Annotated in this window: 15 protein-coding genes and 1 tRNA gene; 7 read left to right on the forward strand and 9 right to left on the reverse strand. The window is 34.5% G+C overall.

The window, feature by feature from the left end:
• Positions 1–55: 55 nt before the first annotated feature.
• Positions 56–131, reverse strand: a tRNA-Gly gene (locus tag LU301_RS00945).
• 77 nt (positions 132–208) lie between these two features.
• Entirely contained in the window at positions 209–841 is a 633-nt protein-coding gene (locus LU301_RS00950; protein WP_305271674.1) for a DedA family protein, read from the reverse strand.
• Between the two features lie 86 nt (positions 842–927).
• Here LU301_RS00950 and LU301_RS00955 point away from each other — a divergent pair, with 86 nt between their 5' ends.
• The 3 genes from LU301_RS00955 to LU301_RS00965 all read left to right on the forward strand — a co-directional run bounded on the left by LU301_RS00955 (position 928) and on the right by LU301_RS00965 (position 3,521).
• Complete coding sequence (locus LU301_RS00955; RefSeq protein ID WP_305271676.1) at positions 928–2,376, forward strand: protein adenylyltransferase SelO; 1,449 nt, start codon at positions 928–930, stop codon at positions 2,374–2,376.
• A gap of 80 nt (positions 2,377–2,456) precedes the next feature.
• On the forward strand, positions 2,457–2,918 hold the full coding sequence (locus LU301_RS00960; protein ID WP_305271678.1) for a hypothetical protein: 462 nt from the start codon (positions 2,457–2,459) through the stop codon (positions 2,916–2,918).
• A gap of 60 nt (positions 2,919–2,978) precedes the next feature.
• Positions 2,979–3,521 carry an REP-associated tyrosine transposase gene (locus LU301_RS00965; RefSeq protein WP_305271680.1) on the forward strand — a complete coding sequence of 181 codons (543 nt, stop codon included), beginning with the start codon at positions 2,979–2,981 and terminating at the stop codon, positions 3,519–3,521.
• A gap of 154 nt (positions 3,522–3,675) precedes the next feature.
• Here LU301_RS00965 and hslO read toward each other — a convergent pair whose 3' ends face one another.
• The gene (hslO, locus tag LU301_RS00970) at positions 3,676–4,551 is read right to left on the reverse strand and encodes an Hsp33 family molecular chaperone HslO (RefSeq protein WP_305271682.1); all 876 of its coding nucleotides are present in this window, start codon (positions 4,549–4,551) and stop codon (positions 3,676–3,678) included.
• 145 nt (positions 4,552–4,696) lie between these two features.
• On the opposite strand from hslO, the gene LU301_RS00975 reads away from it, so the two are divergent.
• The 4 genes from LU301_RS00975 to trhP are packed head-to-tail and all read left to right on the forward strand — an operon-like array spanning position 4,697 to position 7,642.
• Entirely contained in the window at positions 4,697–4,903 is a 207-nt protein-coding gene (locus tag LU301_RS00975) for a DUF5397 family protein (protein WP_305271684.1), read from the forward strand.
• Between the two features lie 2 nt (positions 4,904–4,905).
• Positions 4,906–5,190 carry a virulence factor gene (locus LU301_RS00980; protein WP_305271686.1) on the forward strand — a complete coding sequence of 95 codons (285 nt, stop codon included), beginning with the start codon at positions 4,906–4,908 and terminating at the stop codon, positions 5,188–5,190.
• A gap of 4 nt (positions 5,191–5,194) precedes the next feature.
• Positions 5,195–6,187 carry a hypothetical protein gene (locus LU301_RS00985; protein ID WP_305271688.1) on the forward strand — a complete coding sequence of 331 codons (993 nt, stop codon included), beginning with the start codon at positions 5,195–5,197 and terminating at the stop codon, positions 6,185–6,187.
• Positions 6,188–6,241: 54 nt separating this feature from the next.
• Complete coding sequence (gene trhP, locus LU301_RS00990; RefSeq protein WP_432525796.1) at positions 6,242–7,642, forward strand: prephenate-dependent tRNA uridine(34) hydroxylase TrhP; 1,401 nt, start codon at positions 6,242–6,244, stop codon at positions 7,640–7,642.
• Positions 7,643–7,787: 145 nt separating this feature from the next.
• On the opposite strand, the gene LU301_RS00995 is transcribed toward trhP, so the two are convergent.
• From LU301_RS00995 to LU301_RS01020, 6 genes are all read right to left on the reverse strand, one after another.
• Positions 7,788–8,597, reverse strand: a complete 810-nt coding sequence (locus tag LU301_RS00995; protein WP_305271692.1) for a hypothetical protein — start codon at positions 8,595–8,597, stop codon at positions 7,788–7,790.
• A 55-nt stretch (positions 8,598–8,652) separates the two neighbouring features.
• Positions 8,653–9,111, reverse strand: coding sequence for a transcription antitermination factor NusB (gene nusB / locus LU301_RS01000; protein ID WP_305271694.1), 459 nt, complete (start codon positions 9,109–9,111; stop codon positions 8,653–8,655).
• A gap of 12 nt (positions 9,112–9,123) precedes the next feature.
• Entirely contained in the window at positions 9,124–9,597 is a 474-nt protein-coding gene (ribH, locus tag LU301_RS01005; protein WP_305271696.1) for a 6,7-dimethyl-8-ribityllumazine synthase, read from the reverse strand.
• A gap of 30 nt (positions 9,598–9,627) precedes the next feature.
• Complete coding sequence (ribBA, locus tag LU301_RS01010; RefSeq protein WP_305271699.1) at positions 9,628–10,725, reverse strand: bifunctional 3,4-dihydroxy-2-butanone-4-phosphate synthase/GTP cyclohydrolase II; 1,098 nt, start codon at positions 10,723–10,725, stop codon at positions 9,628–9,630.
• 37 nt (positions 10,726–10,762) lie between these two features.
• On the reverse strand, positions 10,763–11,986 hold the full coding sequence (locus tag LU301_RS01015; RefSeq protein WP_305271701.1) for a hypothetical protein: 1,224 nt from the start codon (positions 11,984–11,986) through the stop codon (positions 10,763–10,765).
• Positions 11,987–12,288: 302 nt separating this feature from the next.
• The gene (locus LU301_RS01020; RefSeq protein WP_305271703.1) at positions 12,289–15,012 is read right to left on the reverse strand and encodes a penicillin-binding protein 1A; all 2,724 of its coding nucleotides are present in this window, start codon (positions 15,010–15,012) and stop codon (positions 12,289–12,291) included.
• Positions 15,013–15,034 lie beyond the last annotated feature (22 nt).

Raw genomic sequence — 15,034 nt, forward strand, 5'->3', positions numbered from 1 at the left:
AAAAGTTATTGATAGTAAAAAAGCCTAGATATTTTAATCTAGGCTTTTAAGAATTTGGAGCGGGAAACGAGACTCGAACTCGCGACCCCAACCTTGGCAAGGTTATGCTCTACCAACTGAGCTATTCCCGCATGAGCTATATAATAACATAATTTTTTTTATTGTCAAATAATTTTTTTATTCTATAGTTTAAGTGGTTATTTTTAAATCAATTTTTAGCTTTTAGTTTTTCACGTACAAAACCAATTACTACAGGTAAGACACTAAATATAATAATACCCATCATTACATAAGTGAAATTTTGCTTAATAATTGGTTGATTGCCAAAAAAATAACCTAATAATGTAAAAGATGTAATCCATAAAAAACCACCAATCACATTGTACATTAAAAAGTATTTATAATTCATACTGCCTGCACCTGCCACAAATGGAGCAAACGTACGAGCAAATGGCAAGAAACGTGCTAAAATAATGGTTTTACCGCCGTGTTTTTCAAAAAACTTCTGTGTGCTAATGAGATGTTGGCGATTAATCCATTTATAATCACGTTCAAAAACTTTTGGACCAATATATTTACCAATATGATAATTAAGCGTATCACCCAAAACTGCAGCGATAAACATAATAATAATGAGTAAGACAGGGTCTAATGCACCTGTAAAAGCGGCTAATGCACCTGTAGCAAATAATAAACTATCTCCTGGTAAAAATGGCATGACCACTAATCCAGTTTCTACAAAAATAATCACAAATAAAATCGCATATAACCAAGAACCATAATCATTTAAAAAAACGGCTAAATATTGGTCGATATGCAAAATAAAATTAATAAGTTCCATGATATGATTCGATACAAAAAATTTGGATTATAGTAGCAGAAAACGTACTATAATTAAGTAATTTTTTATAAACAACACTTTTCATTATGCAAATTATTTCACGTTATGCGACTTTAAATCATCAGCTTTATCATTGCCAAACACCTATTCCACTTGATGGCGAACCGATTGCAGGACATTTTAATATCAAATTAGCTGAACAATTACAATGGACAACGCAAGAACAATCCGCTTGGTTAGATTATTGTAGCGGACATCAAACATTTGCTGAATTTCCAAGTTTGGCAATGGTTTATGCAGGACATCAGTTTGGACAATGGGCAGGGCAACTTGGTGATGGACGTGGCTTATTGTTAGCTCAACTGTATGATAAACAAGGAAATATCATAGATTTACACCTCAAAGGTGCAGGTAAAACACCTTATTCTCGTATGGGTGATGGACGAGCGGTATTACGTTCAACCATTAGAGAATATTTGGCAGGGCATGTACTGACGGAATTAGGTGTTGCATCAAGCCAAGCGATTGGATTTTGTACATCTCATCAACGTATTCAGCGTGATGGTTTAGAACGTGGTGCTATGTTATTACGCACAGCAGATAGTCATATTCGTTTCGGTCATTTTGAATGGATTCGCCAATATCAGCCTGATTTATTGGCAGAATTTACCAAAAAATGTATAGAATGGCATTATCCACATTGTACAGAAGAAGAGATACCCATTTTGGCTTTTGTACGAGAAGTAATTCGTAATACAGCTTCTTTAATTGCTCATTGGCAACTCGTTGGCTTTGCACACGGTGTCATGAACACTGACAATATGAATATTACTGGTTCAACCTTAGATTTTGGACCTTTTGAATTTATGGAACGTTTTCGTCCAGCCCGTATTCATCATCATTCTGACCATCAAGGGCGATATGTTTATCAAAATCAACCTGCAATTGCACATTGGAATTTATGGGCATGGCTCAATACGTTGATTCCACTTGCCCCACAAGGCATCAGCAAAAAACAATTTCAACAGCAATTACTCGATTGTTTAGAAAATTTTGAAGATTATTTTTTAGATACCTATCAACAAGGCTTAGCACAAAAAATGGGCTTGCCTGATTTTCATGTTGATAGCTGGGATTGTGGTTTAGCATTTTTGAATATTTTAAAACAGGAACAACTCGATTATAGTCAAAGTTTTATTTTGCTACAGCAACAACGTTTTGATGATTTACGCCAACAATGTTTAGATACCCGTGCTTTTGATAATTTTAAGCAACAGTATGATAATATTAGAGAAAATCAAGATATAAATAGTTTAAATCAAACCATGCAACAGGTGAATCCGTATTATATTTTGCGTAAACATCAACTGCAAACAGCAATTGAACAGGCGGAACAACTGGATTTTAGTGAAGTCGAACGTTTATTTGAATTGGTAAAAAATCCTTATCAAATTAAACCAGATTTAGAAAAACCAAGTGATATTGCTCCACAACCGAAATCCATGCCTGAAGTGGTGTTGAGTTGTTCGTCTTAATTTTTTTATATATTTGTATTGATTATCATATCTAAAAATTATATGATAATCAGTATGATATGATTTGATGGGTTATTTTCATGAAAAAGTTAGTTATTTTATTTGCATTAATAATAGCAGGTTTTGTGATTTATCCTGTGATTAATTCTTATTATTTACAAAGCCAAATTCGTGAATTTTTAAAAGAAATGGATATAAGTACGTTTAATCAGCAAAATGATGATAGAGATGCTAAAGTAATTATGTCTGCTGAAAATCGTTATCCACAATTCATATATCAAGTTAATTATATTAGACATGATAATTTTCAAATTCCTTCTTATATTTTTGATGATTTGAAAGCAAGTATGGATGTAAAAAGTTGTGATATATTATCTAAAAAATGGCTATATACGAATAAAGAACGTCAAGCTTTTGTGAAAGTATTACGTGAAGACCAAGTGAATATGGTATTCATTGTTTTAGATAAAAATCAACGAGAGCTATTAAGGCATGAGAGAAAATTTATCGACTGTCCAAATATACAGGCATTAGAAAAATAAATAACAGCGTAGGGTGCGTACCACGCACCATTCACATAAACATCAAAATCAGATTATATCATGTCAAACTATTTACGCTATTATTCAGGAAAAATGTATTTTTTCACATTAGTTGCTTTTGAACGCAGAGCGATATTTTGTCAACCTGATTTTTTAAATGCTTTTCGTGACGCAATTAAGGAAGTGAGAACAATTTGTCCATTTCAAGTTATCGCTTGGGTACAATTACCAGACCATTTACATTGCATTATAGAATTTGACAACCCTGATGTTAATTTCGGTCGTTTTTGGGGAGCAATCAAACGAAAAACTACAAAATTATGTCCACAATACCAAATGGATATACACGATTTAAGTTTATCCAAAGTATTAAGAAATGAAAAAGGTATTTTTCAAAGAAGATTTTATGAACATCTAATTCGTGATAATAATGATTTAATACAACATCTAAATTATATCCATTATAATCCAATTAAACATGGTTTAGTACAACAAGTTAAAGAATGGCAATATTCTACTTTTCATCGCTACGTTAAAAATGGTTTTTATGATGAAAATTGGGGAAATAATATTGATATATCTGATTTAAATGAATTAGATTAAAAGTAATATTGTCAATATAATATATTAAATGGTGCGTGGTACGCACCCTACTTTTTACTTTACTTTTTATTTATTTATCAACTATTTATATCATAAAAATACCAAATCCATTTTAATATCAGATGACAACTATTTTGCCATCTGATATTTTGATTTAATGAATGCTTAATTTCTCACCAAATAATGCTAATGCCTCACTTGCTCCAAATTGATAACGGGCTTGACAAAATTGACAATCCATCACAATTGGGTCTTGGTGCATTAAGGTATCTTTCACCGCATCAACACCAATTTGTAATAAAGCATTTTCACAACGTTCATGCGAACAGGTACAACCAAATTTTAATTCTTCTAACTCAGGCAAACGAATTTGCTCTTCATGATACAAACGATATAAAATTTCATTGGCTTCTAAATTCAACAATTCATCAGCTTTTAAGGTCTGAGCCAACATTTTTAAGCGTGGGAATAAATCTTCATCAATAAATTCTTTTTCATGCTCTTGGCGTGGCAACAGTTGCAATAATAAACCACCTGCTTGTTGTTCATCACTCGCTAAAATAATTTCGGTTGGAATTTGTACTGATAAATCAAAATATTGCTTTAAACATTCTGCCAATGTTGCCTGATCTAACGGCACAATACCTTGATACCGTTCGCCAAATTCAGGTTCAATATTAATAAATAACACTGGCTGTTGTAAACTATTTAGCACGACTTGATGATTCAGTTGCTGATAATCATTTTGTGGTTCATAATCCGCCAAAGCACGCACTTCACCCAAATGGTTACATTCTGCCATTGCCCATTTAAATGCACCACTGGCTTGAATTTGTAGGCTAATTCGTCCTTGAATTTTAAGTGTACTGGCTAATAATGCAGTTGCAACCAACATTTCACCCAATAAAATTTTAACCGCAGGGGCATAATCTCGTTGCGATAAAATGGTGTTGAGACTATCTTGCAAATGCACTACCTCTCCACGCACAGGAGCATCTGCAATAAAAAATCGTTGGCGATAATCGTTCATTTTCTTTCTCTAAACTGTAAAACTTTTATCTATATGGAGTTGATTTGCAAAATTAAAAGGGAGTGTTTTTAATATTCAGATATTTTCTTGACTTTCTTGAGTATCTATAATATAAAAATAAGATATATTTAAAAAGGTATGAGTGATGAGTGCATTAATGATACAACAAGAAATGATAGTTCCTGTTGGTTCGATTAGAACGTTTGGTTTATATGGTCATCCTTATTTAGTATCTGATAAATCAGAGCAAGGAGATGATGGTAAAATTTGGGTGGAAATTCATAAATTAGAAACAGGGGAAAAAGATTATTATCCGCTCAATGAAATTCTTTTAGACCCAGAGGCAGAATAAATATGTATGCGATTGGTTTTGATTTATCAGTCAAAGAAACTGCTAAAAATCACCCCAAAGGTGTTACGCAGGCGTATGCTGATATTGAAGCAACATTAAAGAAATTCGGCTTTAATCGTGTGCAGGGAAGTTTGTATATTACTGAAAATGAAGATATGGCATTGATTACCAAAGCAATGGTATCTCTTAAAAAATTGTCGTGGTTTAGTCTATCAATTAGAGATATTCGTGCTTTTAAAGTTGAACAATGGTCTGATTTTAATTCTTTTTTCAAAGAAGATTTTTAGATAAATGAATAATTTAAAAGAAAAAACGTATCCCCCAAAAAACAGCAGTCATTTAACATTAGTGATAATTGCGATATTTGTGGTGTATGAAATTTATCATTTTATGGTGCATGGTAAATTAAATAATATAGCTATGCCACTTTTGGCAATTACATTTTTTATCATGTATTATCGTCAAAGTTTATCCTATATTGTTACGGAAACGGGGATTTATTCCAAATTTTTATGTTTTGCACCACAACTTAAAATTGCTTATGATGATATTAAAGAGATTGCATTAGTCAATGAAACACGCCATGCAAAATTGATAAATATTCAACATTTATGGATTACATCAAAACAGTTTACATCATTACGCATTGAGTTAAATTATTTAAAAGATTCTGAGCAATTTATCGAAGATATCCGACAATATATTGATGTTGAAGAAAAAATATTTGATAGTTATGGCAGTAAACCAGTTGGTTATATGCCTGTTTATATTTTGATGGTCAGTTTATTTTTGATACCGATTACATTATGTTTTGACCATTTTATGATTCAAGCGTGGCATACATCAAGTGAATATATGTTCACTTGGTTTTTGATAGGTATCATATTAACAACCATCGTGTGTTATTTTGTGTGTAAACAAGATGAAAAAAATAAAGCGGTTGTAATCAGTAGTATTACGGTTGGGATATTTGCAGGAACGATGGTTACCTATTTTGCATTATCCATACAGCGTTATATTAATGAACAGCGAAATATCGCTCCACAATCTGTGGTGATGGAATTGGTTGAGCAAAAAGAACGCTATCAAAAATGGAAAATTGTCAGTGAAAATGCCAAACAATTTCGCTTTCAAGATGGTTATTTTCTCGTCCATCAAGATTGGAAACAGGGCTACAATCCAAATTTAGAGCAGGGCAAAAATTATCAGGTTGAAATTTATCAATCTGAATGGAACGATATTTATTTCAAGCCGAATACCTTTTTTGATGCGAAAGCACATTAAGAATTGTATAATATTGACTAGCCAAGTTATTTTTAGCGAATATTTATGAACCAAATGATGAAAAAAGCCGAACTCCTTTGCCCAGCGGGTACATTTAAAAATATGCAATATGCTTTCGCTTACGGTGCAGATGCCGTATATGCAGGGCAGGCACGTTATAGTTTGCGTGTGCGTAATAATGATTTTGATGAAGAAAATTTAAAAAAGGGCATCGAATATGCTCATGCGTTGGGTAAACAATTTTATGTTGTGGTGAATATTCAAGCACATAATGCCAAACTCAAAACCTTTATTGACGATTTACGTCCAATTATTGACATGAAACCAGATGCATTGATTATGTCCGATGCGGGTATGATTATGATGGTGCGTGAAGCATTTCCCGATCAAGTCATTCATTTATCGGTACAAGCCAATGCGGTAAATTGGGCAACGGTGAAATTTTGGAAACAAATGGGCATTAGCCGTGTCATTTTAAGCCGTGAATTGTCGATGAAAGAAATTGGTGAAATTATTGCCGAAGTTCCAGATATGGAAATTGAAGTTTTTGTGCATGGTGCGTTGTGTATGGCGTATTCTGGGCGTTGTTTATTATCGGGTTATATCAATAAACGTGATGCCAATCAGGGAACTTGTACTAATTCATGCCGTTGGAGCTACAATACCTACAAAGCTACTGAAAATGAAACGGGCGATATTGTGCCTGTAGAACAACCTGTGCAAACCTTTAACCCGAGTCAGCAAATTCAGACCATTAACTTAAATGGCGATGCGATTATGGGCGATGATTATGTGGAACAGCCATCAAATGAAGTGGTGTTGATTGAAGAGCAGGGACGTAAAGGTGAATTGATGGCGATGTATGAAGATGAGCATGGCACTTATATTATGAATTCTAAGGATTTGCGTGCGGTTGAACTCGTACCTGATTTGGTAAATATGGGCGTACATTCATTAAAAATTGAAGGGCGTACCAAGTCGCATTATTATGTGGCTCGTACAGCACAAGTCTATCGTAAAGCGATTGATGATGCGGTGGCAGGAAAACCATTTGATACATCATTGATTGGTGCATTAGATGGCTTGGCAAATCGTGGTTATACCGAAGGTTTTTTACGCCGTCATGTGCATAGCGATTATCAAAATTATGAATATGGTACGTCAAAAACAGATAACCAACAATTTGTGGCTGAAGTTGCAACGGTAACCGCAGAACGTTTAACGCTTGATGTAAAAAATAAAATCATGGTGGGCGATGAAATTGAAATTATGACCCCACAAGGTAATGTAAATTATACTTTAAATGAGATGTGGGATAAAAAAGGAAATCCGATTGATGGGGCGTTAGGCTCTGGTTGGGTTTGCCAAATTTCTAATCCTTTTAAAGACTTAGGGGAAGATGTTTTAAAATTTGCCCTTATTATGAAAAAGGTTGATGAGCCGATTTATACTTGATAGGAATAGCTATTTGAAATATGGATTAAATTTATACAATACGTGATTATAACTCATATTGCCGTCAGTTAAAATGCTAGATAGTTTTATCAGCTTTTGACTGACGGTCAATACGATAGTTTTATGAATAACTACGTCAAAATTTTTAACTATAAGAGATAATAAATAAATCTTTTTCATTAAATTCTAAATTTAATATGTGGTCTATATCATAAATATCGCCCACAGAAATATTAACAGAAAAAGATGGATTATCATGATCACCATAAGTAGAAATTTGATAACGATAAATTTCTAAGGAATTAAACCAATTTTCATCAGCTTGTATTTGTGTGCATTCTATGGTGTAAGAATGCCCATTTTGGGGTGGATTGTTATAATAATCCATTAAAATATTCGGCTCTAAATAAGCAAAATGATTGACCAAGTCTGTAATTTTGGGTAAATATTGCTCTAAACAATTTTTATGAATAACAACTTCAATCTTTTCATTTTTGGATTTAAAATTTCTCCAAAAAATTGGAATGTTTCTGTCAATTATAAACCAGTCATATTCATCGTTAGATTGTTGTAAATCTAATACAAAATCATCAAGGCTTAATGTGATTTTGGTTTTACGCTTTTTAATCTTGGATTTTTCTTGGCGAATGTCTTTTAATGCAAAATGATTGCCGTGCGATTTTGCTTTTTCGGCAATTTTATAAAGTTGTGCTTTTGCTTTTGGCGTATCAGCTGTATGATGTTTTTGATAAATTTCATAAGCAGAGGCAAAAAAGCCCAATGTATTATAAATGGAAAATAACACCATATCATTATCAAAATTATTTTGCTGTGTTTGATTTTCTAATTCTTGTTTTAAATCATATAATTTTGCAATTGCTTGATGATTGTTTTGATAAGGATTTTGTTTAAATTCTTTAAGAATTTCATTAAATTGATGGCGATAATTTGACATAATTCTTCCCATATTAAAAAACGCCATCTAAATCATTAAATGGCGTATTTTAAGTTTAAGTATGATTAACCGCTTTTTCATCAGCACGCAATTTACTCGCCATTTTATCCAACACACCGTTGATATATTTATGGCTATCGGCACCGCCAAAATGTTTTGCTAATTCAATCGCTTCGTCCAAGACCACACGATACGGAATTTCAATATGGTCTCGCAATTCATAAGTGCCAAGACGTAAAGTTGCTAATTCTACTGCATCAAGCGTACTTAAATCACGGTCAATGACTGAGGACAGCAGAGCATCTAAATCACTTACTTGGCGAATCACTTCGCTGAGCAATTCATGATAATAATTTAAATCGACTTTGTGCATAGCATTTTCAGCACGAGTACGAGCTTCGATTTCATGAGCAGGATTGCCACTCATTTGCCATTCATAAATGCCTTGCACCGCAAAACGGCGAGCCTTGCGTTTTGCTGAATAAATGGCTTGTTGGGTACGTTGTTGAGCCATATCTATCGCCTTTTATCCAATTTGTTTTAATAATTGAACCATTTCAATGGCGGTCAATGCAGCTTCAGAGCCTTTATTACCTGCTTTTGTGCCAGAACGTTCAATTGCTTGTTCGATGCTGTCAGTTGTTAAAACACCATTGATGACAGGGAGCGTGCTTTCTAATGCCACAACTCCTAAACCTTTGGCACATTCACCAGCTACAAAATCAAAGTGTGGTGTGCTACCACGAATCACCGCACCAAGTGCAATAATTGCGTCATGTTTATTGGCTTGAGCAAATTTTTTCACCACAACTGGTAATTCCCATGCCCCCGGTGCATAAGCAACAGTGATATTTTCTTCCGCTACGCCATGACGTTTTAAGGTGTCAATCGCACCTTCAAGTAAATGTTCAACCACAAAGCTATTAAAACGACCAACAACAATCGCATAACGGTCTTGTTGAGCAAGGTGTAATTGACCTTCAATTTTTTGGATAGACATTGTTTTTACCTTTAATATTTTGATGACACATTAAGCTGAAATATATTCAACCACTTCTAAATTAAACCCAGACAAGGCATTGAATTTTAATGGAGAACTCAATAAACGCATTTGTTGTACCCCAACATCACGCAAGATTTGAGCACCCACGCCAATGGTTTGATATTGACGAGATAATGTACTATTTGATTTAGCATGCGTTGGCTGTTGTACTTGTCCTAAAGCCTGTCCTAAATCTTGCATTTCTTGTCCAATCCATACAAATACACCACGTTCGCTATTGGCAATGTATTGTAATGCACGGTCGATGTCCCAAGATGATTGATTATTCTGCTGAATTTTCAATAAATCTCGAGCAGGTTTAAAACCATGTACACGCACGGTTGAAATACCATCAGCAGGATTGCCTTTAACCAATGCTACATGAATATCAGGACTGCCCATTTCACGATAACGATACAACTCAAATTCACCATAAGTTGTATGAATGCTTTGTTGATCAATACGCTCAATGGTTTGTTCATTGGTCATGCGATAATGAATTAAATCGGCAATTGTACCAATTTTTAAACCGTGTTGTTGAGCAAAAATCTCTAAATCTGGACGGCGAGCCATTTCGCCGTCTTCTTTGATGATTTCACAAATGACAGCCGCAGGTTCTAAGCCCGCCAAACGAGCTAAATCACAGCTTGCTTCTGTATGTCCTGCTCGATGTAATACGCCACCAGGTTGTGCAATCAAGGGGAAAATATGCCCAGGCTGTACGATGTCAGATGGTTTAGCATGAGCGGCAACTGCTGTACGAATGGTATGAGCCCGTTCTTTGGCAGAAATGCCTGTTGCAACACCTTCCGCCGCTTCAATCGATAGCGTGAAATTTGTACCGTGCTGAGCACCATTACTTTCGACCATCAAAGGTAAATTCAGTTGTTCTGCACGTTCTTTACTAATTGGTAAGCAGACTAATCCACGAGCATGGGTAATCATAAAGTTAATATCTTCAGGACGAACGTGTGTGGCTGCCATCACCAAATCGCCTTCATTTTCACGGTCTTCATCATCCATGAGAATGACCATTTTGCCTGCACGTATATCGGCAATCAGTTCTTCAACGGTATTTAGTTGCATATAAGACCTCTATTTTGTTTATATTTTAAATGATAAGTTAAGATGGATTATGTAAAATATTAGCTCTTAACTCACCAACTAAATTAGCTAATTGAGCATTCATACCTGTAATCAGATAAGATTGACGCATTAAACTATTACTTGGATTTTCAAAGCTCGTAAATTGATAAGATTGCGTCAATGGTTTTAAATGCTCATGTTTGAGATAAATCGCTTTTTGTTGTGCTTTTAAGTGCTGAGTTAAACGTGTTGCAGTAGTGAAAGCATCGTATTGTGTTGATGTCTCAGCAATTGCACTACAAATTGGTAAAGTAAAGCGTTTATTCTCTTTATAAGTTTGATGTAAAGTATCAAATAATGAATGTGCTAAACTATTAATGGTCATTAAACAATCAATTGCAAATTCAGTTTGTGAAGAAATGCCAATACTTGCTCCCTGTTCATTAAAACTTTGTAGCATACTTACTTTTTCTGGGCTGATATTAAATTGCTTACAACTTAATAATACACTACGTTGCAATAATACTTGGCAGGTTTGCAAATATTTTTGTGATAAAATTGGACTTAAGCTATGAAATAACTGATTTGGGTCATGAAATTTGATATTCATCACGATATTGTCATGTTGAGTATATTCTGGTTCAGTTGGTTGATAGCCTTCATACTCATCAATTAATTGGGTTAATTGAGCAATTTGCTCTTGTTCAGTTTGTAACTCTTGTTTGAGTTGTAAAATTTCTGCTTGAATTTGTTCTTGCTCAATTAAATGTTGTACATACGCACTTAGACGTGGACGAATAACGAGAATATAGATAAAAAATACAAATAAATGTAATAAAAAAGAAAGTAAAATCGCCCACCAAATCACATGAAAAATTTCACTACTGCTATTTTCACGGAGTGATAATTCAATATGACCGACAATTTTATTATCAAGTTTTACATCTTGGGTAATGGTTTGGCTTGTTTGTGTTTTATTTGAACCAGCCACAATAATTTGCTGTTCTTGTTCATCGTAGAGTTGTAAAGAAGCAATTCCAGGTGAAGCACTATAACGTTCAGCCAATAAAGCAAGAGCGACAAAATTTTCATTTTCCAATAAAGTTGCACTTTCTTGGCTAAGTTGCTTCATCAATAATTGTGCTTGTTGAGCATGATTTTGTTGCAATAAATGATTGCTTGCAATAAAAAATAGCAAACTATGGATAATAAAGCTAATAGATAAGATAAATGCAAATAAGCCTAATTTGGGTGCTTTCACGGCACAACTTCCGCCTAATCAATGATGAAGTAACAAATAGCCTATATTATACCTATTTTTTATCATAAAGTATTGTCATTTCTTGACTTAGTGCGAATAAAACGACAAAGCTTAGACATTTATGCAATACAAATAAAAGAACGATTCATCTTGAATCGTTCTTTCTATATAGTTAATTCAATTCAAAATTGAACAGTAGGGGCGAATCATATTCGCCCAAGCAATTGATTTTACAAAGGGTTTATGTAATAAACCCCTACATTTATTGTATTATTCTGATATAAATCGACTATATGAATTGGTTACATATTACCATCTAACAAGTTTTCTAAACCATCATTATGAGTCTCTGATGAGCCCATTTTAGGTGGTGCTTGGCGAGATGGACGAATATTTTGTTCTTCAATATGTACTTGTGGTGCTTGTTCAGATTCATTATTACGCTTATTTTCTACGTCTTGCTGACGAGAAGAAGTGGATTTACGTTTAGGCGTAATAATTTCTTCAGGAATACTTTCACCCGGTAAATCTGCAAAGTCATTTTCTACATTGCGTGAACTTGGACGTGGTGCAGGTGCTGTATTGATTGAACGAGCTAGATAAATTGGTACAGCTTCAGGCGGTGCTGATTTTTCTTGAGTATTGTTTTGCTTTTTATCTTTAGATTGATTAGCAACAACAATATCGCTACGGTCGATAGTTTTATTGCCATTTTCATCAAGTTTTACCCAACTTTCAGGCGTACCACGCAATGATTTTGCCATAAAATTAGACCAAATTGGTAAGGCGGCAACACCACCATATTCACGGCGACCTAAAGTGGCAGGTTGGTCATAACCGACCCAAACCACAGTTACCATTTGTCCGTTAAAACCAGCGAACCATGCATCTTTGGCATCATTAGTAGTACCTGTTTTACCTCCTAAATCTCCACGCCCAATTTTTAAAGCGGCTTTACCTGTACCTATACGGATTACATCACGTAAAATACCAGCCATTTCATAGGCAGAATTTGATTTTAAGATACGATGAGCTTGACGATATTCTGCTTGGATTTTAGCGGTTTGAGTAGACTCTTTCTGTTCCGCTTGTTTACCGTTCATTGCTTTTTCTTTAGTTTCAATTTTTGCATTAATTTCATCTAAAGTTGCATTTTCATCATCAGCTTCATCTTGTTCAACACCACGTTTAATAATCATATCAGTGATTTTCTTATTATCAGCAATACATTTAATACACGCATATTCAGGATTTGCTTTAAAAATTTGCTTGCCTGTATGATCTTCGATACGTTGAATAAAGTAAGGTTGTACACGATAACCGCCATTCGCAAAAGTCGCATAGCCTGTTGCCATTTGAATTGGTAATACTTGTGGTGTACCCAAAGCGATGGTGTAGTTGCGTGGAATTTGTTCTTCAGTTAAACCAAAATCAATAAATAACTGACGAGTACGTTCTAAGCCAACCATTTGTAATAAACGTACAGAAACCGTGTTACGTGATAAATATAAAGCACGGCGTAAAGGCATCATACCTAAATAACGACCATCAGCATTTTTAGGTGACCAACTACCAATACGAATAGCATTATCACTAATGTGTGTATGCGGTGTCATGCCACGTTCTAAAGCTAGTGCATAAACAAATGGTTTAATAATAGAACCAGGTTGTCGCCAGCCTTGAGTAGCACGGTTAAATTTTGAGTGGAAATAATTATATCCACCTGCAATGGCTACAATCGAGCCATCATTTGGGTGAATAGAAATTAGCTGTGCTTGTACACGTGGTGTATGAACCAAAGTCCAAACAGTACGGTCTTTATTAGGGCGTAAACGTACAATATCTTTTTCTTTAACAAACTGTCCTACACCGCCACCAGTAGCCACATTAGCATTACGGAAGATATAAGCAGGCATATTTTGGCGTGAAACACGCACAAGTTCGCCATCTTGTAATTCAGCAGTAAATCCTACACCTGTAACTTTTAGCACTTTTGCAGGGAACATATTATAATAGGGTACAAAATTTTCTAGTGGTACATCATGTGCTTCTGGGCCACGCCAACCATGGCGGCGGTCATAATCTTCAATTCCTTTACGTACAGCTTCTTCTGCATAAGTTTGACGTACACTATCAATGGTAGTATAAACTTTAAAGCCAGAATCAATTGCTTGTTCACCAAAATTGCTGACTAATTCTTTACGTACCATTTCTGCAACATAAGGAAAACGATTTGGTACGGTACGTGTTACCATATTGAGTGCGATTGGTTCGGAAATTGCTTGTGTATATTGTGCTTGATTGATATAGCCCAATTGTAGCATACGTCCTAAAATCCAATTACGACGTTCTAAAGCACGTTCAGGATTAACGACAGGATTATATTTTGATGGTGCTTTAGGTAAGCCTGCCAACATTGCCATCTGTGCAATAGTTAAATCTTTTAATTTTTTATCGTAGTAAATTTGAGCTGCTGCTTGAATACCATAAGCATTTTTACCTAAGAAAATTTTATTGACATAGAGTGTTAAAATTTCTTCTTTATCTAAGTTTTCTTCAATATGGCGTGCTAAAAAGATTTCTGTTAATTTACGTTTAAATGTACGATCAGGCGTTAAGAAATAATTTTTAGCAACCTGCATAGTGATAGTTGAGCCACCAGTTTGTGTATCTGCACCAGTAATAGATTCACTCACGGCACGCCCTAAACTTTTAAAACTAATCCCGCCGTGTTCAAAAAATGATGAGTCTTCTGCTGCTAAAAACGCATGAATAAAATCTTGTGGGATTTCTTGGTAAGTGACAGGTAAAGAAAGTTTTGAACCAAACTCAGCAATGAGCTGTTCATCAATGGTATAAATTTGTAATGGTTTTAATAAAGGTGCTTTTTTTAATGTTTTTACATCTGGTAACGAAGGAGTAATATAAAGATACATTCCATAAAAACCCATTGGAATAGTAATGAGCATCATGGCAAAAAAAATCAAAATTGAGCGAAAAATTTTAAAAAAAGATAGATTTTTCATAATAAATCGGCTTAAATACAGG

This window comes from Moraxella sp. ZY210820, from assembly GCF_030674635.1.
GTDB lineage: Bacteria > Pseudomonadota > Gammaproteobacteria > Pseudomonadales > Moraxellaceae > Acinetobacter.